We start from the raw sequence: 17,737 nt of genomic DNA, 5'->3' as shown, positions 1-17,737 counted from the left end.
GGTGGGATGAGCTGATGGCCCGCAGAAACGTGACCCGAGCCGATCTGGCCCAGGCAGTAGCCCAGGCTGTCGGACTGCCCAAGCATGAGGCGATCACCCTATCCGAGCAGGTCCTGACTGAAATCTGCGATACCTTGGAGCGCGGCGAGAACGTGAAGCTCTCCGGGTTCGGGAATTTCACGGTTCGGAACAAAGCCGAGAGAACTGGGCGCAATCCAAAGACCGGGGTCGAGGTGCCAATCGAGCAGCGCCGGGTCGTGACCTTCACGCCATCCGATAAGCTCAAGGACCGTGTGAACGGTGATGCTGTGGGCGCCTGATCTAAGGCGCGGTTAACCCGCCCCTGACATAGGTGACCCGTTCTCAGAAGCTATTTGCGATTCACAGGAGTTTTGACGTGTTTGTTGTGCCTCCGCCGCCGGCCAACGAAGCAGAGCGGCTTGATTTTCTTCTCTCCTGCGGGATCCTCGATACGCCGCAGGACGAGCGCTTCGACCGGCTCACACGCATAGCGTCAAAAGTGTACGGTGCCGATGTCGCGTTATTGCCGTTCTCCTTGGTTGCAAGGTAAGCGGTAAGCTGGCCATGAAGCAATTTATCGCGACCGCTCCTTGGGTTACCGCCATGCCTCCGTGCTCGGAAAAGAAGCCCGCTTTGCACAGGCTTCCAGACTTCTATCAGAGTCTCTTGGTATGATCACATGCAAGCGATAACTCGACAGCCAGTATCCGTATTGGCTGGATAACATTTACAATCGCAGATACTCAGAAGCGGATAGTCGGCTGGACAGCACGTAACCCCAGAACGACATCTCGTGGGACCACAGTTCCCTCGACTGCCGCAGCCTGATTGCGCGAAAGTTGGAGCCGTTGTTAGTAGAAATGCCCCGGCGAATGCTTTCGCAAACAGAACAAGAGCCGAACGCCTTGATGGTCTTACGTTATCATCCGACGCAGAAGAGTTGACACTATCTATTGCCGCACGACTATTTCGAAATGAAAACACAAGCATATGGGAAGCCCAGTTACCTGTCGCCGCCAACAATATGTAGAACAAGACATTCGAGAATGTCGCTCCTGGAACGAAGAATATACTCAACGCGTATAGGAGCCCGCATGCTACTGCGAACAAGAACGATTCGCGCATACATCTGGGGCACTGGCCGATGCGATACAGAAACGCCAAGACAGGAGTGGCTCGGACAGATTTTATTTTCGACATCGGGAACTCCTATGCAGATGAAGAAGAACGCCGTTCAATGTAGCGGACGGCAGTTTTCGTCCACGGCGATAGTTGCCCCAGGACAATTGGTGCGCCCGCCGCCACCACCTCTATAGTTTTGCACTGGTGCCTGATAGACGGGCGCAGAGCGGTAGACCGGAGCCCTTCGTCTAGGCTGGTTGTTCATGATCGCCGCAGCGCCTCCCAGGAACGCTCCTATGAAGGGGTCGAAGTCGGGGTTTTCTGTTTCAGCTTGTTGCTGCCGTTGACGAGCAACGGCAAATGACAAGCCGCCGTTATCGGATATTTCATTTGCCCATACGGAGAGGCCCCGAGTCGCTTTGAGATGGGTTGCGCCGAACAGTCTACAATTTGGATACACTTTCCTACAATTGCTCCAGGCTCTCCCTGCATACCCTTCAGATGACGGTGCGTTGCCATAAGTCCAGAAACAGTTACGTGTTCTTCCATCTGTGCCGGCGACAAATGCGTATGATCTTCCTAGGCTGCGGCGCACATTATTCCAGGGCTTTTGACACGCATCGTACTGGTCTTGGTAATCGTCTGCTTTGATTGTCGGTGGCGAGGACAACATGCCGATAACAAGTACACCAATTCCGAGTAGAGTACGTCTCATGACTGTTCTCCTCTTGGCTACTTCGAGTCCCATCAGGCCTCACAATTTCGATGTCTTGCGCTGACTGTCTTCCTGACGGTGCCCGCCCTTACTCCTGTATGAAATTCCGTCTGAGAGGCGTCAGGGCATTCTGGCGACCTGCAGTCCGCGCACCACCACCGGCCTAATTATGAATGATGGACCGTAGTCGGGTTTGCCGCTCACGTTGCAAGCATCCGTTCATATAAGACTATTGAGTGCTTGGTCCTTGCGCATGACCCAATTGGGCTATTGCGGCGAAAATGGGCGCGCAACTATGCGTGTAAGGAGACCAACCAGCTCGGCCTGGCGGTGGGTGTCCGTTTTCGCGAGGACCGATTTTAATTGGTTACGGGCGGTCTCGTAGGCGATGCCGAGATGCGTTGCAACGGCCTCAATGGATTCACCAGACACAAGATGTCGGGCTAGCTTTGCTTCCGCTGGAGTCAATCCGAACGAGATTTGCAACGTGTTTTCCGGAGGAAGCGGCTGCCTTTCGAGATCAATGATCACGACGACTGCCTGGCAGGGAGCCATCAAATTGGCGGACACTTCTGCAAGTCGAAGTGGATAGGCGAGAAAGGGCCGGCCCTGCGTGCGCGGCATAAGGACCGGAGGTAATAGAGCGGTCGAATCTGGCTGCCAGAGGAGCGCATGCAAAGCGCGGTCGAGAGCAGCGGTAGCCTCGTGATTTGCTGAAACAAGCCGTCGCCCCCTGACTTGAATGTCAGGTCCGAATAGACGAATGGCGGCTTCGTTACTGCGGATGACGCAACTATGTCGATCCAGCAATACGACAGCACGATCACTTACCATGAATGCCGATAGCGCTGCATCAGCTCGTGCAAACCCAAGAGCACGAGCTAATGCAGCCGACGCGGAAAGATGCGATGACAGGACAGCGAGCTTACGCAAGGCTGTGGGAGAGAATGGTCCCTGTGCAATAGAGCGCTGAATGGAGAGGCACCATAAATCATCGCCACTGGCTATTTTCACGCCTGCAAACCATCGCAGCCCATGCGGCGCGAGGAACTCTTGGTAGTAAGGATGTCGCTTAATCTCGTCGTCGGTCGTGAAGTCGAAGTCAGTGCCAACGCCAATTCGCTCCAGTGCTGGCCGGATGCGATCCCGTTCATCTCGCTTGATCCAGCCGTCTCGCACATAGACATCAAGCGAAGGTTCCATCGAGTGACTATGGGGTAACTGGGGGAGTTTTCCCTCCACCGGGAAGAGAATGGCGCCAGCGGCCCCTGTGGCAGAGACGACGTCTTCCATTGCCGCGGTCCAGCGGGTCGAGTCCACGGCGGCCTGAGAGAAGGCTGCCGTTATAAGATCCAGCCGCCCCAACGCACCCATTTCTCTGCCTTTGTCGGTTTGATTGTACTGAGGTTGCAGCGTGGAGAACAGTAGTCCGTTCAGAGTATTTGGCCGATCAGCAAGTGCTCTGATCTGTGGTCACATAGAACGGCAGGGTGGCTTCTCGATTTCACACCAAGTCAGTCACTTGGTTCTTCCGCAGTTGCGAGGCCACAATCATGGGTCGCGCAGTAGTTGAGAGTCGGGGCTGAGTATCAGAAAAGCCAGGGTTTATATCGCCTAGAGGTTGCAGCGCGGGTGGGTGCATAAGCTTAGGACCCGAGCATGACCTTCATTTCTATCCCGGTTCAAAACCGCAGCACCGACGGCGAAGCTTCACACGGGGCGTGAAGAGCGTAATTAAGTAACAAGATATGGCTTCGATATTACTCAGCCACATGCAGTAACATTATTTAGCGGTTATGAGCGGCAGTCAGAAGGCAGTTAGGAGCGTCACGAGGGCCAAAGGAACAAATCAACAACCAAAATGCATAGCCCAGCTTGAAAAACGCGAATCATGGACTTTATTCTGGTTCGGGTCGGCTTAATTCGGCTGGCCAATCCGGATAGCCGTGCGGGGCTGGCGGAACCTGTCATCACCTCTTCGTCGTTCAAAAGTCAGTCTGAACCGGTGTGAGTGCATCGGAGCAGGAGTTCAGGAGTCTCTCTTTTGGCTACGCTGAAGCAATTCGAAGAAGCCCTGCGCGCCCAAGGCATGAACATGGCCTTGGCCATCCTGGAGAAGATGCGCAAGGAGGAGAAAAAGACCCGGTCGGTTGCTCCGGCCCGGAGAGTGTCCGGACGCAAGATGACGCCGGAGCTCGCCCGCAAGATCCTCGAGCTTCATAGCACCACCGACATGACCCAGCAGGAGATCGCCTTCCAGCTGGGGATCAACCAGGGTCGCGTGAACGAGGTGATCAAGCGCGGGAAATGGCTGACAGAAGATCCGCAATCCGAGGAAGCCCAGGCGCGAGACAAGGCGAAAGCTCGGATGAAGCGCATGCAATCGGAAGACACGCCCATCCCGCGCAAGCAGCCCGTTGCAGCAGGCGTGGAAGAGGGGCCCAAGAAGCCGAAGGCGAAGCCGGCCAATTCGGCGCAGCTGTCGATCGACGATTTCCTCAAGGCCTCAGGCGATTGAATGGAATCTTGTATCAGCGGGATCCAGCCCCGCTGGTTACGATCAGTTCAAGGCGCGGCAGATCGCTATGGTGCATCAACAGCACGCCATTCTTGTGCGCGAGCTGGTGGGCTGATTTGGTGAAGACCGAATTGGTAACCACCACCGCATAAGGTGCATCCTGAAAGGCGGCGGCGGCATAAGCCTCCTGAACGGCCTTGTTGCCGACGGTGCCGTTGTAGAACTTGCACTGGATCACAACCCGTCGGTCCTCCTTCTCCGCAATGATGTCGGCACCCTGGTCGCCTGATCCGGGCGTAAGGGCAGCACGCCAGCCGGCCTCTTGCAGGATATCCCGACAATAGAGCTCAAACTCCCTTCCAGTCATCGTATCGTCGAACTCGACGGTTTGCTCGGCCGGCTGGTGCCGATCGATGATCCGGTTATTGCTTCGGCCCTCATTGTCTTGAGGAGCCTCTGGCAGCACCTTCTGGTGAACACGCAGCGGCTCAGGCGGGCAAAATCCTCAGTGGCATGCGCAGACCGGCAAAATCGCCCGCTCGCATCGGGATGCTACATCTGCAACAAACCCGCCTGCTACGCCGCTTGTTCAAGACAAAGAGGGCCGGAGCAATAATTCGGGTCCTGAGGCGGGCAAGGTATCGCTTCGGATCCTTTGCCAGCAGGTGATCGATCTTCCTGCGCTGAAACTCCGGTAGAAGCGTCTTCTTGATGAAGGTGTTGAGATGCTTGTCCCAGGCTTCCTCAGAGACATTCCCATACTCGTCAGGCGAGAGCATATGGGCCCGTTTCGTTGCTAGGGTCCGGACATGCTTCAAGGTCGCCCGGTCCGTCAGATCGTAGATCAGCAGAAGCGAGTGAACCTTGGTCAGGCGTAGGAACAGGAGCAGCGCGAGCCCGATCCAGGCGGCGATCGGCTAGAGATACAAGCCGATGCCGAAGAGGAAGAGCAGCACGGCGCTGAGCGCCTTATGTCTCCAGAGGTAGCGAAACATTCCCTTATCCGGCAGTCGGCGGCGGTTTTCAGTGTGACTGCGAGGGTTTTGGATAACCGACTGGGGTTACTGGCAGCTTCGGATAATCATGCGCCTGCTGAAACTCACAGGAATATTTCGGCTGCTACTGTCTGGTAATCCGGGTCCGGTCGAGGATTTGACCAGCAAACTCCCGCAACTCCTCGGCAGTGCTGCCTTCATCTCGCTGGATGACGAAGAGCCCGGTATGGAGCAAAATCATCAACTCCCGAGCTTGCTGTGCTTCGCCGTCCGCGGCCGGCATGACTTCAGCCATCTTGGCTCTCATGATGGCGGCATCGCGATCCAGGACTTCCATAAGGCGTGTGGTCACTGCGTCTGCTCTCCGAGGCAAGTCCTGAGGGACTTCTCATCTAAGATAATTCGCCCCTGCCGATTGAATAGGGGAGACGGTGGGCAGAGGCAGAAACGCCTGATCATTCGGGCTTGATGCCGAGGGCCACGCAATAGCCGTAGTAAGCATGCTCCCCTGCCTTATGGTAAATCTCTGCGATCTCCATTTTCTTGCGCCGGTCGAGAGCGAAGCGGGATCCGGTCCGCTGCAGGCGCAGATACGCCTTGGGACAGGCATCGAGTTTGACGGTCTCACGCAGACGCGGGAACTCCTCAGTGGACATTTCCTGCGAGTAGCCGTCGCGGCCCATAAACATCACGAAAACCCTCCGGTGCTCGCTGATGAAGCGCTCGTCGCTGAGAAACTCAGGGGGCGATGTCTCTGTCATGGGGATCTCCAGTTTGATAGGCACAACAAAAAAGCCGCTCCAAAATGGAGCGGCTTCTCGTTGAGGCGGAGCAATCCGCAAATGTGAGAGGTCTTAGACCTCCTGCAGGTTGGCCGCAGATTCTTTTCCCGACCGACGGTCCTGCTCGATCTCGTAGGAGATCTTCTGGCCGTCCTTCAGACCGCGGAGGCCTGCGCGCTCCACCGCTGAAATATGAACGAACACGTCCTTGCCGCCATTGTCCGGCTGAATGAAGCCGTAACCCTTGGTTTCGTTAAACCACTTTACCGTCCCAGTCGCCATTCTCGTCTCTAGTCCCTAGTAGTTCCCCTCCGGCGGAACGTCCTGCTCCGCCCTCCGGTGACCGATCCGTCACGCGAAGAAGGCTAGTTGGGCAGGGCAACCGTGGCAACAAAGTGGCGAAAGGGTAGTTAACGGCGGGAACGGGCCATCAGAGTTGCCTCCAGGCGGTCTGGACCTATCTCCGAGATCTGGGTGTGAGCCGGCTAAGGACCATGCCGTCATCAGTATGTCACCGATCCTTGGAAGACCAGCATCCCAGACAAGTAGACGGAACTACTGGAGGAAACATGAAGACCCTGGTCCTGGCGGCTGTCCTTGCCCTTGCGCCGACGATGGTCTCTGCTGCTGACGTAAAGCCCCTTGCTCAAGCCCATGCTCACAATGACTATGAGCATAAGCGGCCACTCCTTGATGCCCTCGACCATGGCTTTACCGGCGTTGAGGCTGACATTTGGCTCGTGAATGGCAAGCTGCTGGTGGCGCACGAGGAGGCCCATATCAAGCCGGAGAGGACCCTGGAGGCGCTATACCTGGACCCCCTTAAGAAGCGCATCTCTGAGAATGGTGGCAGGGTCTATCCCGGAAGTGAGGGATTTACGCTCCTCATCGACATCAAAACTGAGGGTGAGCCGACCTACAAAGCTTTGGCAGAGGTGCTGTCCAAGTATGCGGACATTCTGACGGTTGTTCGGGATGGCAAGGTTCAGGCAGGTGCCGTCACCGCGGTCGTGTCCGGCAACCGCCCGAAAGACTACATGCTTTCGGAAAAGGTTCGCTATGCCGGGTATGATGGCCGCATGCCTGATCTGACCTCCGACATGCCCGCATCCTTCATGCCGCTCCTGAGCGACAACTGGACCAAGGTGTTCACTTGGAAAGGCGAGGGAGAGATGCCCTCGGCCGAGAAGGCCAAATTGCAGGACATTGTGAAGACGGCCCATGGCAAGGGCTGGACCATCCGGTTCTGGGCGACCCCGGACCAGTCAGGTCCACAGCGCGAGGCAATCTGGAAAGAGCTGAAGGCGGCAGGCGTCGACAAGATCAATACGGACGATCTTGCGGGCTTGCAGAGTTTCCTGAGCAAGTAACCCGATAAGCGACTGGGATGCGCGCGTTGTGAGCGTGCATCTCAGTTGGTTCAGGCCCGTGAGTTAAGCAACAGGCTGGATACGGCTTCAAGAATGTCGGTATCCGTCGGCTTCGATGCCGATGAACATCCCATGCCAAGTGCCGCCGAATATGTTGTCAAAGGAGAGGTGGCGGAACCGCTTCCGAAATTCTCGATAAGTTGGGCTTCCGTCGGGTGAGCGTTGGAACAGTTGGTGGATCGACTTCATCTGAGCACGGGTGGGCCGAGCGCGGTTCATGATTTTCCTCTTCTAAGTGGTAGAGGCTGGATCAGTCGGCGAGGATACCAGCGGCCGACAGAACGGCCTTCGCCTGGTCCGTGAAGAGAAAGTCGATCTTCTGCTCTTCCGTCATGATCTCCCATGCGGCGCGGAATAGGTCCTGCAGATCGCCAACTTCATGGTCACCTTCCGAATCCTCGCCGTTAACGAAGGCGGCATGGGTGTAGGTGTCGGCATCCTTCACGTCGGTGAGCGTGAGAGGGCGCTTGGTGTCGTCGCGTTCCGTGAGGACCGGCTCGAAGAACTTCTTGGCCGGGAGCCCATCGCCCTCGTCGAACACGTTGACGATCTTGCCCTCGATGGCGAGGGTCAATGCGATCCCCTGAGATCCCTCGAGGCGCTCAATGCGATCAATGATCGCCACGGCGCCGATCGGGAACGTGAGTTCGTTGTCGTCGGCGTCCAAGCCGCTGGTTTCGACCAGCATCTGAATCACGTCGTCTTTCTTGAACCCGAAGGCGTCGGGCAGTTCCTGGGTCATTTCAGGCGTCCTTGATTGATGTTTCTGGGGTTTTCCCGATTGGGAGTACGCCAAGCAAAAGGGCCATCATCTCTCGATGACAGCCCTCTTGGTCGGCTCGAATTGGCTCGATAACCCTTTGCTTACCATACCGTCCACTCGTCGGTGCGGGAGCCGAACTGATGGGAAGGCGCGTCGTTAACCACGCGGACTAGCTCAGTGAGGTTGCGTACATGACACCGATCCTGTCCCCTTGGAGCCACCCAGCCCCGGCTGAAGCTCGCGTGCAGAAGAGCCTGCGCCAGCGCGTTCTCGTGGTCGAAGATGAGTTGATCATCGGTGAGATTGCGGCTGAAGCCCTGACAGAGGCCGGCTTCGAGGTGTTTACCGCCGCGAGCGCCGAAGAAGCTGAGGTGATTTTGGCCGATGTTTCCGTGGACGTCCTCTTTACCGACATCAATCTCGGCGGCCGGGACGGATTTGACCTGGCGGCATCAGCTTTGACGCTCCAACCCCTACTTTCCGTTGTCTTTACGTCCGGCCGCCCCCGCGCCTGTCACGGAATATGTGCGTCTGCGGGCGTCCCATTTCTGCCAAAGCCTTATCGGCTGCCGGAAATGATCGAGATGATTGAGCGCGTGGTGAAGCGCGATTCTCCCCAGTGAGGCGGAACCGGCTCAGATCATAGGGCCGTCGGCGCGCTCTTCAGACGAGACGCAGTCTTAGCTCTGGCCTTGAGGAGCAAGGCTTTGATGTGCTGCTTGACCTCTGGTTCATTGACAGCAAGCTGGGCGGCGATATCGCTTGTGGGGACCCCTGCGGCAATGAGCCGAAGAACAAGAGCTTCCTGCATCGACACCGCAGGCCGTGACCCTCTTCTGTTCTCATTGGCGGCGGGTTGGGCATCTGGCTCAACCAGGCTTTGCGTTCTCTTTGCCCCCATGTTCTCCCCCTGAGCAGCGGAATATACTCCCAGCCTTTTACGGGATTATAGAGGAACAGACTTTGCCCAGTAGCTCAAACACTTTGCACTTTGGAGCATGGCCCAGTCCCAGAAGGGGTATTCTTTAGCAGGCGAACAACAAAGGAAGATTTTTCTACCCGATCAGGGCCCACTTGCCGCCGATCGGCAGGTTCATCGTGACCTTCTCGTGGGCGTAGAAGAGGGTCTTGGAGTCTTTTTCCACCCAGCCATCGTCGTTGGACCAGAAGTCGCCAGCATCGTTGACGATCGCCCAGGTGGTTTTGTCGGCCAGGGCCTCCTGGTGATCGCTAATCCGTTGGAACTCGACCGGGGCATTCTCCTTGAGCCAGTTCAGGACGCTCTGATGATAGGCGCTACCGCTCTGGGCCTGGCTCCAGACATGAGTCCACGCCGCAGCATCGCCGGTGAAAATCCCTGCGTCGTCGATGCGCTCCAGGCGAGCGGTTTCAGTTTCGAGGCCATTGCATTCCGCAAGCCACCAGCCCTCGCTTTCGGCCTGTGTCAGATCCGGCCGGCTGGCCCAACCCGGGGCATGGGCGGCTGGCGCAGCTGAATCCGATGGTGATGCGGTGGGCTTCACCTCGATCCCTTCAGCAAGGCAGAGCTCTTCCCAATCGCCGTAGTATTCGATGCGGTCATCCTGACCCTCGACCTGCAGGACGAAAGCCTCGTCGTGTTCGTCCTGGGCTGAAACCTGCGACCATCCAGCGGCCCGGGCGGCTGCCTCGTACGCCCTGTCGCTTGGGTTGGATTCCGTGAACAGGGTCCAGTCTTCTTTGAGTGCCTCGTCGCCGGAGCCGTAGGTATAGACGCTAATACCCTCATCCTGACGTTTGATGAGAAGGGTCAGTCCATCGGCTTGGACCGTGACCTGATCGCCGGTCTTCAGCAGATGGGCTTGGGTGTTGAGCGTGATGTCAGTCTGCATGGAGGACCTGTCGTTCAAGCTGCTTGCGAAAGGGTTTCGAAGAAGAAGGGGGCACGGGTTTCCGCATCGTCGCGGGCCTGGCGTGTGACGGCGCACCGGATGTTATGGAGGGCAGGGAAGTAGGATCCTGCTTCCGGCCACCGGCGGCCGTTCGGAGCGATGAGGGCGAAGCCGTGTCCTTTGGCATCGACCTCAACTTCAAAGCCGTCTGGCAGAAGGCCTAGGGTCCCTTCCTTCAGGCGGTCGGGATTTCCATGCTCTGAACATTTCCCGTCGCCCCATTGGCCGTTGCCCTCGATGATCAGGGCGGCATTGTATGGGTCGGTTTTTAGCTTCTGAAGCGCGAGGAGCGCACCAATGGCCGGCTGCGGGCCGTCCTCCCCGGATTCGGGTAGGCGATAAGTCGTAGCCGGGATCGGCAACTTGCCCTTGTGCTGTTTGCGGCGCTCTGTCAGCAGAGCCATGAAGGTTTCTTCTGAAGAGCCTTTCCGACTGGAGCAGCCTGACATAAATCCGGTTTCGCTGATGAACGGCTTGCCCGGGTCGATGGCGTAGAAACACATCCAACGGTCGGGTGTGCAGATGGCCCGGATGCCGTCGATTTCGAGAATCCGCGGGGTCTTGTCCTCGACACCTTCTAGGCGGTCGGTCCACGGTCTGGATTGTTCGTCTCCGGAAGCAGACTCGATCGGCTTCCTGTAGGCGAACACTGCGTCCTTGACTGCTTCCTTCACAGCTTCGGGCATCGTTGGCTGTGGGGAGAACAAGGCATCAAAGTCGAACGCCATCTGGCTGGCGCCGAGGGAGTTTCGGGGCATGAGCTGATCCCTGTCGATGGATAGGGGAAAGGGCCTACGCGGCCGTGACGGCAAACCGAACCGGGCCGTCGGGGATGACCCTGCCGCCCTTGTGCTGAGTGGCGATTTGTTTGGCCTGAAGGCTACACCTCAGTCCTTTCAGGACCAGGCGCGTCCCATCTGGAAGGCGGTCACCGGGCTTTGTCTTTCTCCAGGTGGGATGCTCGCCTGCAACCAATTGAGCTTCGACGGAACGCCTGTAGAGCGTCTCGACGATGGCGCGGAAGCGGCTTTTGTCGATGCCCTTCCCGTAAACGGAGGACCGGCAAATGTTGGCATCCGCAGTTAGATGAGAGGGAACATGGCCGACATCAGCCAGGATCCGCAGCTTCGGCTCAAGAGTCTTTGACGATGCTGCGCCTAGGAAGTGGATGCGGCTGGGCCGTGACTGCCGAATGAAGCTCCGGAGTTCGTCAGGGGTGACCGCCTTCTCATTTGACGGAACCCCGACCACCCATCTGTCGCTATCCAAGATCTCAACAATTCGGGCGTATGCCTGAGCGAGTGTCAGGTCGCCGACTTGGATCGGAATGATCGGGATAGACTGATCCTGGTTGATCTCCTCCAGAATCCAAGAGCGGTACCGCTCCACCAGGGCGATGCTGACCCTCTGATTGCCTACAACATCCGGCATTACGAACAGAGGACGAGGATAGTCAGGATTGTCGGGTGTGGCCGAGCCGTCGATGCCGCTGTCACCATTGAGGAAGTAGGCGATCGTCGCCTTGATGCTCTCATATCGTTGCCAAACTCGGGCGAAGTCCACCGTCGGGCTTCGGGCGAGGAGTCTTTCGGTCTCATCCGAAAAGAGGTCGCAGATTATGGGTTTAGACCGTGAAACCCCTTTGAGGCTGCGTTTGAACTCGCTGAAGGCACCAGAGTCCACGAAGATCTGGGTTTTGTGCAGAATGACGGCCTCGGCGATTGCCTCGATGGCGGTGCTCGACAGCTCTCCTGCTTCAACACCGATCCCACGGCTCTTCAGATTCTTCCAGACGAACGCTCCTGCTTCCAGATCGCCGATCCGGCTCATCCCAGAGGCGAAAATGACGAGCTTCTGCTTCAGAACCTCCAGTAGGGATTCAGGCATGGGAGAAGCCTGATTGTCATTGACGGGCGAGATAAGCGGCGCTGGGTCAGTCCCGAAGATCGGAGACTGAACCGCAGGCGTGCTGACAACAGGATCTGCGATGAAGAGATCGAAGTCGAAGGTAGTCTGCAGAGCGGTAGCAAGGATCCAGGGCATCGTTGGCCTAGTGTGAAGGAGGGAAGGGGCAGGGCCCCTACCAGGAGCCTCGTGTGATCACGCGGCGAGCCGCATCGATCCACTCTTGGTCGCCGTAACCGTGGTAACCGCCAATCACTTGGGCCCCAGCCGGCGCAGTGGCATCCTTTTCGAGAAGGATGATCTGGTCGCCGTAACGATTGAGGAGCCGCTCATCATAGAACACCGAGGCCTCGCCTTGCGTGACGCTCATCCGGTGGCGTTCGATCCTAACCTTTGTAGGGTCAAAATCGGGAAGGGGGCGCTTGGTGTCGTTGATTACCTCAGCCCAGGCCTCTGTCGCCGTGTAGCGGCCGATGATTGCGCCTGAAGCGTCCTGAATCGTATGACGCCCATCGGCGCTGGTCAGGGCATCCCGCTTATGAGACAGCCTGCGGGCGGCAAGGGCCTCGTTCAGGGTTGGCCCACCAATCAACTCTACTTCGAGATCGTCGCCAGCATTCCGGACGCGGAATTTGTAACCTTCATGTGCGAACTCAACCCAAGGATCGGCTTTGGCTCGGGGCTCAGCATCGAACATGGCCTGAGTGGCTTTTGCCCGGACTGTCTCCCGCCCCTGGGGACCGAGACGGTCATGCAGTTTTGCCCGCAACATCAGGAACGGGTTGTCGGATCGACCGGCGATCTGTTCTTGGAACATGGTCTATAACTCCTGGCGTCACGTGGCTCAGTCGATGGAGGAGAGTTGCGAGGTGTCGACGCCAAGGTCATGCAGGCGCGTATCCAGGGATCGCAGCCGGGTCTGGAACCTCCCCCGCAGGGCGTTGAAAATGGCGTGGAGATCATCGCCCGTCTCGATGACAAGCTCACACGTCTGATTGGCCGTGTCAGGCGTGAAGATCTGAACCCGTGAACCGATGGTAAGCGATGCGGCGATCTCATCGTGATGAGCAATGATAGCTCCGCGCTGCGTCAGTGCGTCCGCGGCGGAATGGATAGTTTGGGGCGTCATGGAAACACCTCAGTCGAGAAAGGAGTGGGACGGATCAGTGCTCGAAAACCGGGAGCACGTTCGGATCCGGATCTGCCTCGTTATCGTAGAGAACGTAATCGGCGCCGAGCTCGCGAGCCTTCTTCATCGCCTCGACGATCTCAGCCGGGCACTTCGGATAGGCCTTCAGGTCAGCTTCGTGTGGAGCGTAGACGAGCCAGCCGTGCTGGGTGACGCCACCGGAAATGGAAGGTCGTCAGTCTCAAGCTCGTTCAGATGCTTGATCGTTTCCGGGCGGAGGTGTGCAGTGGATAGATCCAAGAAGGCGCGCAGCGGGTATTCCACCGCCGGTTTGAATACAGCGTCGGTCATAGAGAATTCCTGGGGTTTTGATTTGTCGCTCTCAGCCAATTAGGGCTTTGGAGATGCAGACCTTCGCTGAGGAACGATCAACTCAGCGGAAAAGAGAAGGCGGGGGGTGTTTCCAACTCCCTCGCCTGATAGCCACGCTGGCTACATGGAAGCGTCACCTGATCAGGCGACCGTCGCGAAGCTCAGTAATCCACGAAGTTCTCGTACTTGCCGCTGATCGAAAACGGCACGCCGCAAGGACGGGTTGAGGTTTTGCTCACCGCTACAGTGGCAGGACCTGCCAGGGCGATCTCGATCGGCTGGCCATCGGGGAACGCGCCTTTGAGCCGCTTACCGTCCCGTGCCAGCTGCGCGGTGACTTTGCAGAGGGTCTTGCGCGTAATGAGACCGTCTGGGCTGCGACCCTGCTGCTCCGCCTCGAAAACAACAGTGTACGACTTCCCGCCAGCGACGGGATCGATTTCCAAGCTGCAGGATACATTCTTTGCGCAGACACCGTCATTGCCTCCATACCCGCCTGCGAACGGATCTCTTGCCATAGCAGGCGAGGTAGCGAGGGTCAGGGCGGCCAGAGCGAGGCCGAACTTCAACTTCATGATTCTTCCTTTGATCGTCGTGATGCGAATTAAACCGACTGCAGCGAGCTTATTGAAGACCTCATGCGGATTGTCGAGAGACGGCACACAGCAATCGGTGGACAAGGGATTACTGCTGCGGGCGATTTTGGAGAGGACTCATCCAAGCCGGGTTGGTCGTCAGGGAAGTCGTGCGGTCCTTTACCAAGCCGATGAACTTTCCCGCACTTTAATTCGTATCATGCCTATTTATTGCAGACAGAGCCGGGGTGATCGGATAACAGCGGCCTATCGAACACCAGGAGTTTTGCAAATCATGAACAATCATCTGAAGGGTTTCGCCGCTGCAATCGCGCTTGCTCTTGCCAGCACTTCTTCGATCGCCGCTGATCTTTCTGCGCCGTCGTTTTCGTCGATTCTGCCGTCCGCGGTTCAAAGCCTGAAGCCGGGATTCGTCTGGACCGGTGCATATGTCGGTGGCAACGTGGGCCTGGCTTATGGTGAGAGGCAGGGGCACTTCGGCAGCGACACCGTTGTCTCAGAGCTCGGCGGCTGGGTTCGCCCGAAGGACGATTTCCAGACCTTTATTGGCGGTGCCCAAGCCGGTTACAACTGGCAGACCGGCCTGTTGGTTTTCGGCGTCGAAGGAGACATCAGCTATCTCGACGACGTGAAGGCTCTGAATATGCCCCGCACGGTCGAGGGCGCGACATACACCGCCAACGGAACCGTGACGGTCCTGAACAGCCTTGAGTGGCTGGGCACTGTGCGTGGCCGCGTTGGCGTGGCGGCGGATCGGTTCTTTGTCTATGGAACTGGCGGCTTAGCCTTCGGCGACGTGCAAAACCGTGCCACCGTTGAGGGCACCGTGACCGCGAGAGGCGTCGTGACTCCTCTGGAGCCTATCAGCGGGAACGGCGACGAAACCCGCACCGGCTATACCGTTGGCGCCGGCACTGAGTACGCCATCACGAACAATCTGACGGGCAAGTTCGAGTATCTTTACTACAATCTCGGCACGTCCAAGTACGATGTCGGGGCCGCGGGCGAAGTCGCTGATTACCATGTCCGCAGCGACAACACGGGCAATGTCGTTCGCGCCGGCCTGAACTTCAAATGGTGAGCTGCCGCCATTTCATGATGGTGAAAGGAGGCCGGGCATAGCGCTCGGCCTTTTTCTTAATAAGCACAGTTCCATAGACGCGGATGCCTCGACGATGCTTCCCCTTTTTGCCACCACCATTTTCTTGTCTGCGTTCCTGCTCTTCGGTGTGCAGCCGATGTTCACCAAGATGGTGCTCCCGATTTTGGGTGGTTCGCCGTCGGTCTGGTCGGTCGCTATGGTTTTCTTTCAGGCTCTGCTCTTGGCGGGTTATGCCTATGCAAACCTGCTGGTCACGCGCATGCGCCGGGGCGTCGCCGTCGCGGTCCATGTGGCATTGCTGGCCCTAGCCATGGCAGGACTTCCGATCTCGGTCGTTGCGTTCGGGAGCCCAGAGCCGTCAGGCCCGACAGCGATCTGGCTTTTGGGTGTGTTCGCTTTGTCAGTCGGGCTGCCGTTTCTCGCTTTATCTGCAAATGGCCCGCTGCTCCAGGCGTGGTTCGGCCAGGTCGGAGACAAGCAATCGTCGGATCCATATTTCCTGTATGCCGCCTCAAATGCAGGGTCTTTCCTTGCCCTTCTATCCTATCCGCTCCTGATCGAGCCGTGGCTGCGGCTGGGGGAGCAAAGCCTTCTCTGGGCATCGCTCTACGGCTTATTGGCGACGGGCGTCAGTCTTTGCGCGTTTTTCCTGATCCGCCGGGGGCGAGGTATCAGCGAGACCATCGCCGCGGATGAGATTGAACGGATCGCAGTAGGATGGTCAGACCGTCTGGCATGGATGGCCATTGCCCTGGTGCCGTCTGGTCTGCTGGTTGCAGTCACTGCCCATATCGCGACCGATGTGGCTTCTGCTCCTTTCCTATGGGTCCTCCCCTTAGCGCTGTTCTTGCTGACTTTCATCATGACGTTCCGCGAGAGGTCGTTTGCCTCGTCGGGCAAGTTGAAGGCAATTCAGGTCTGGGGCATCGCGTTTGTTTTTCTGATGCTTCTGAAAGGGGCCGAGACACTGGCTCTAGCAGGGCTCCACCTAGTGGTTTTCTTCGTCAGCGCTCTTATCGCTCATCGAGCTCTTTACGAGCGCCGTCCCTCGGCCCGAAACTTGACCTCGTTCTATGTCTGGATGTCCGCCGGCGGGGTGATGGGCGGGGTGTTCAGTGGCCTTTTGGCGCCAGCCCTGTTCTCCGGAGTTCTCGAGTACCCCATCCTTCTGGTAGCCTCTCTCTTCGTCGGGCGCAAGGTTGCTTGGAGGGACTTCACCTCTAAGGAAGCTTATCCGGGCATCGCTGCAGCTATCCTGCTGGTGGGATGCGGCGTTTTGATCCTTTTGGTCGATCGGCTGAGCGAAACAATCCTATTTATCACAGGGGTGTTGCTGATCATCCTGCTGATCCTCACCTGGCGAAAGGCCGTCGGTACGGTCCTTGTTGGAACTGCCTGCGCCCTTACCGTAACGGTCCTGTCTGATCTGGTGGTCGGGACAACCTCATATCGATCGTTCTTCGGGGTCAACAAGGTCTATGAGTCGCCGGACGGACAGTTCCGGTACATTCGCCATGGCAGCACGATCCATGGGGCTATCAGGCTCCGGACTCCGGACGGCAAGCTGGTAACCGGCCGGCCCGAGCCCCTGACCTATTACGCGTCGGCTGGATCGAACGTCCTTGGGATTGAGGCAGTTCGGCGTGCTCAGGGGGGACGGCTCAATCGGGTTGCGGCGGTCGGGCTGGGGAGTGGCAGCATTGCCTGTTCGATCAAGGCTGGCGAGAATTGGACCTTCTTCGAGATCGATCCAGTGGTAACGGAGATTGCCACCGACCCGTCCCAATTCGCCTTTATGGCGAAATGTGCGCCCAATTCGAGGATCGTCCATGGCGATGCAAGGCTTACGCTGCAGAAAGAGGCAGATCGTTTTGACCTGATCTTTCTGGACGCCTTCTCATCGGATTCGATTCCGGCTCATCTAATCACTGTCGAGGCAATCCGCTCTTATCTGGATCGGATGAGCCCGAATGGGGTCGTCGTGATGCACATTTCCAACCGGCACCTGGACCTGCGAGCAATCGTTGCACGAGCTGCGGCCGAGGCGGGCCTGGTTACCTATGCCGGTGCGACAAAGGCTAGTGGTGAGGCGACCGGGGCGAGTATCACTCTGGCGATCGGCCATAGGGCTGAGGACATGGGAGACATTGCCCAGACGTGGAAACTGATCCGGCCCGATTATGCCCGCTCCCCCTGGACAGATGATTACTCGAACATCATTGAGGGGATCAATGACAAGTGGTTTGGGCCGGCGATGGATGAAGTTTTAATTCAGCCTGGGAGAAGTGTTGAAGCATCCAATTGACGTCGGGAATTGGCGACGCTCGAATGAAAACAGGCGGCGGTGAGCGGCACC

Annotated in this window: 21 protein-coding genes; 7 read left to right on the top strand and 14 right to left on the bottom strand. The window is 57.7% G+C overall.

Annotated elements, in window-relative coordinates; genetic code table 11:
* Window positions 1–14 precede the first annotated feature (14 nt).
* Window positions 15–320: an integration host factor subunit alpha gene (locus JO965_RS39670; protein ID WP_203447243.1), complete on the top strand. Its 306-nt coding sequence runs from the start codon at window positions 15–17 to the stop codon at window positions 318–320.
* Window positions 321–397: 77 nt separating this feature from the next.
* Window positions 398–571 carry a hypothetical protein gene (locus JO965_RS39665; protein WP_203447242.1) on the top strand — a complete coding sequence of 58 codons (174 nt, stop codon included), beginning with the start codon at window positions 398–400 and terminating at the stop codon, window positions 569–571.
* A gap of 1,554 nt (window positions 572–2,125) precedes the next feature.
* Here JO965_RS39665 and JO965_RS39660 read toward each other — a convergent pair.
* Window positions 2,126–3,151 carry a helix-turn-helix transcriptional regulator gene (locus JO965_RS39660; protein ID WP_203447241.1) on the bottom strand — a complete coding sequence of 342 codons (1,026 nt, stop codon included), beginning with the start codon at window positions 3,149–3,151 and terminating at the stop codon, window positions 2,126–2,128.
* 751 nt (window positions 3,152–3,902) lie between these two features.
* Between JO965_RS39660 and JO965_RS39655 the strand changes: the two genes are divergently transcribed.
* On the top strand, window positions 3,903–4,376 hold the full coding sequence (locus JO965_RS39655; protein ID WP_203447240.1) for a sigma factor-like helix-turn-helix DNA-binding protein: 474 nt from the start codon (window positions 3,903–3,905) through the stop codon (window positions 4,374–4,376).
* Window positions 4,377–4,389: 13 nt separating this feature from the next.
* Here the strand turns inward: JO965_RS39655 and JO965_RS39650 are convergent, their stop codons facing one another.
* From JO965_RS39650 to JO965_RS39635, 4 genes are all read right to left on the bottom strand, one after another.
* Window positions 4,390–4,842, bottom strand: coding sequence for a restriction endonuclease (locus tag JO965_RS39650; RefSeq protein ID WP_246777240.1), 453 nt, complete (start codon window positions 4,840–4,842; stop codon window positions 4,390–4,392).
* Between the two features lie 653 nt (window positions 4,843–5,495).
* A complete protein-coding gene (locus JO965_RS39645; RefSeq protein ID WP_203447239.1) occupies window positions 5,496–5,666 on the bottom strand; it encodes a hypothetical protein in 171 nt (56 codons plus the stop codon).
* Window positions 5,667–5,826: 160 nt separating this feature from the next.
* Window positions 5,827–6,132 carry a hypothetical protein gene (locus JO965_RS39640; protein ID WP_203447238.1) on the bottom strand — a complete coding sequence of 102 codons (306 nt, stop codon included), beginning with the start codon at window positions 6,130–6,132 and terminating at the stop codon, window positions 5,827–5,829.
* A 93-nt stretch (window positions 6,133–6,225) separates the two neighbouring features.
* Window positions 6,226–6,435 (bottom strand): cold-shock protein, encoded by a 210-nt coding sequence (locus JO965_RS39635; protein ID WP_114946528.1) that lies wholly within the window; start codon window positions 6,433–6,435, stop codon window positions 6,226–6,228.
* Window positions 6,436–6,722: 287 nt separating this feature from the next.
* Between JO965_RS39635 and JO965_RS39630 the strand changes: the two genes are divergently transcribed.
* Window positions 6,723–7,523, top strand: a complete 801-nt coding sequence (locus JO965_RS39630; protein ID WP_203447237.1) for a phosphatidylinositol-specific phospholipase C/glycerophosphodiester phosphodiesterase family protein — start codon at window positions 6,723–6,725, stop codon at window positions 7,521–7,523.
* A 310-nt stretch (window positions 7,524–7,833) separates the two neighbouring features.
* Here the strand turns inward: JO965_RS39630 and JO965_RS39625 are convergent, their stop codons facing one another.
* Window positions 7,834–8,325, bottom strand: a complete 492-nt coding sequence (locus tag JO965_RS39625) for a hypothetical protein (protein WP_203447236.1) — start codon at window positions 8,323–8,325, stop codon at window positions 7,834–7,836.
* Window positions 8,326–8,537: 212 nt separating this feature from the next.
* On the opposite strand from JO965_RS39625, the gene JO965_RS39620 reads away from it, so the two are divergent.
* Window positions 8,538–8,969 carry a response regulator gene (locus tag JO965_RS39620; protein ID WP_203447235.1) on the top strand — a complete coding sequence of 144 codons (432 nt, stop codon included), beginning with the start codon at window positions 8,538–8,540 and terminating at the stop codon, window positions 8,967–8,969.
* Between the two features lie 17 nt (window positions 8,970–8,986).
* Here JO965_RS39620 and JO965_RS49795 read toward each other — a convergent pair whose 3' ends face one another.
* The 8 genes from JO965_RS49795 to JO965_RS39580 all read right to left on the bottom strand — a co-directional run bounded on the left by JO965_RS49795 (window position 8,987) and on the right by JO965_RS39580 (window position 14,258).
* Complete coding sequence (locus tag JO965_RS49795) at window positions 8,987–9,157, bottom strand: LuxR C-terminal-related transcriptional regulator (RefSeq protein WP_203447234.1); 171 nt, start codon at window positions 9,155–9,157, stop codon at window positions 8,987–8,989.
* Between the two features lie 244 nt (window positions 9,158–9,401).
* Window positions 9,402–10,217: a hypothetical protein gene (locus JO965_RS39610; RefSeq protein WP_203447233.1), complete on the bottom strand. Its 816-nt coding sequence runs from the start codon at window positions 10,215–10,217 to the stop codon at window positions 9,402–9,404.
* Between the two features lie 14 nt (window positions 10,218–10,231).
* Entirely contained in the window at window positions 10,232–11,035 is an 804-nt protein-coding gene (locus JO965_RS39605; protein ID WP_203447232.1) for a hypothetical protein, read from the bottom strand.
* Window positions 11,036–11,069: 34 nt separating this feature from the next.
* Complete coding sequence (locus tag JO965_RS39600; RefSeq protein ID WP_203447231.1) at window positions 11,070–12,164, bottom strand: hypothetical protein; 1,095 nt, start codon at window positions 12,162–12,164, stop codon at window positions 11,070–11,072.
* A gap of 193 nt (window positions 12,165–12,357) precedes the next feature.
* Window positions 12,358–12,999: a hypothetical protein gene (locus tag JO965_RS39595; protein WP_203447230.1), complete on the bottom strand. Its 642-nt coding sequence runs from the start codon at window positions 12,997–12,999 to the stop codon at window positions 12,358–12,360.
* Between the two features lie 27 nt (window positions 13,000–13,026).
* Complete coding sequence (locus JO965_RS39590; RefSeq protein ID WP_203447229.1) at window positions 13,027–13,311, bottom strand: hypothetical protein; 285 nt, start codon at window positions 13,309–13,311, stop codon at window positions 13,027–13,029.
* 165 nt (window positions 13,312–13,476) lie between these two features.
* Window positions 13,477–13,662 carry a hypothetical protein gene (locus tag JO965_RS39585; RefSeq protein WP_203447228.1) on the bottom strand — a complete coding sequence of 62 codons (186 nt, stop codon included), beginning with the start codon at window positions 13,660–13,662 and terminating at the stop codon, window positions 13,477–13,479.
* 182 nt (window positions 13,663–13,844) lie between these two features.
* Complete coding sequence (locus JO965_RS39580) at window positions 13,845–14,258, bottom strand: hypothetical protein (protein WP_203447227.1); 414 nt, start codon at window positions 14,256–14,258, stop codon at window positions 13,845–13,847.
* Between JO965_RS39580 and JO965_RS39575 the strand changes: the two genes are divergently transcribed.
* Together JO965_RS39575 and JO965_RS39570 are read left to right on the top strand one after the other, a co-directional pair.
* A complete protein-coding gene (locus JO965_RS39575) occupies window positions 14,257–15,360 on the top strand; it encodes an outer membrane protein (protein ID WP_203447226.1) in 1,104 nt (367 codons plus the stop codon). The genes JO965_RS39580 and JO965_RS39575 overlap by 2 nt on opposite strands.
* Before the next feature lie 94 nt (window positions 15,361–15,454).
* Window positions 15,455–17,686, top strand: a complete 2,232-nt coding sequence (locus tag JO965_RS39570; protein WP_203447225.1) for a fused MFS/spermidine synthase — start codon at window positions 15,455–15,457, stop codon at window positions 17,684–17,686.
* The last annotated feature ends 51 nt before the right edge of the window (window positions 17,687–17,737 follow it).

Source organism: Microvirga sp. VF16, assembly GCF_016864375.1.
Taxonomy (GTDB): Bacteria; Pseudomonadota; Alphaproteobacteria; order Rhizobiales; family Beijerinckiaceae; genus Microvirga.
The sequence above is the reverse complement of the archived record's forward strand: the minus strand, read 5'-3'. Positions and strand labels throughout refer to the sequence as shown.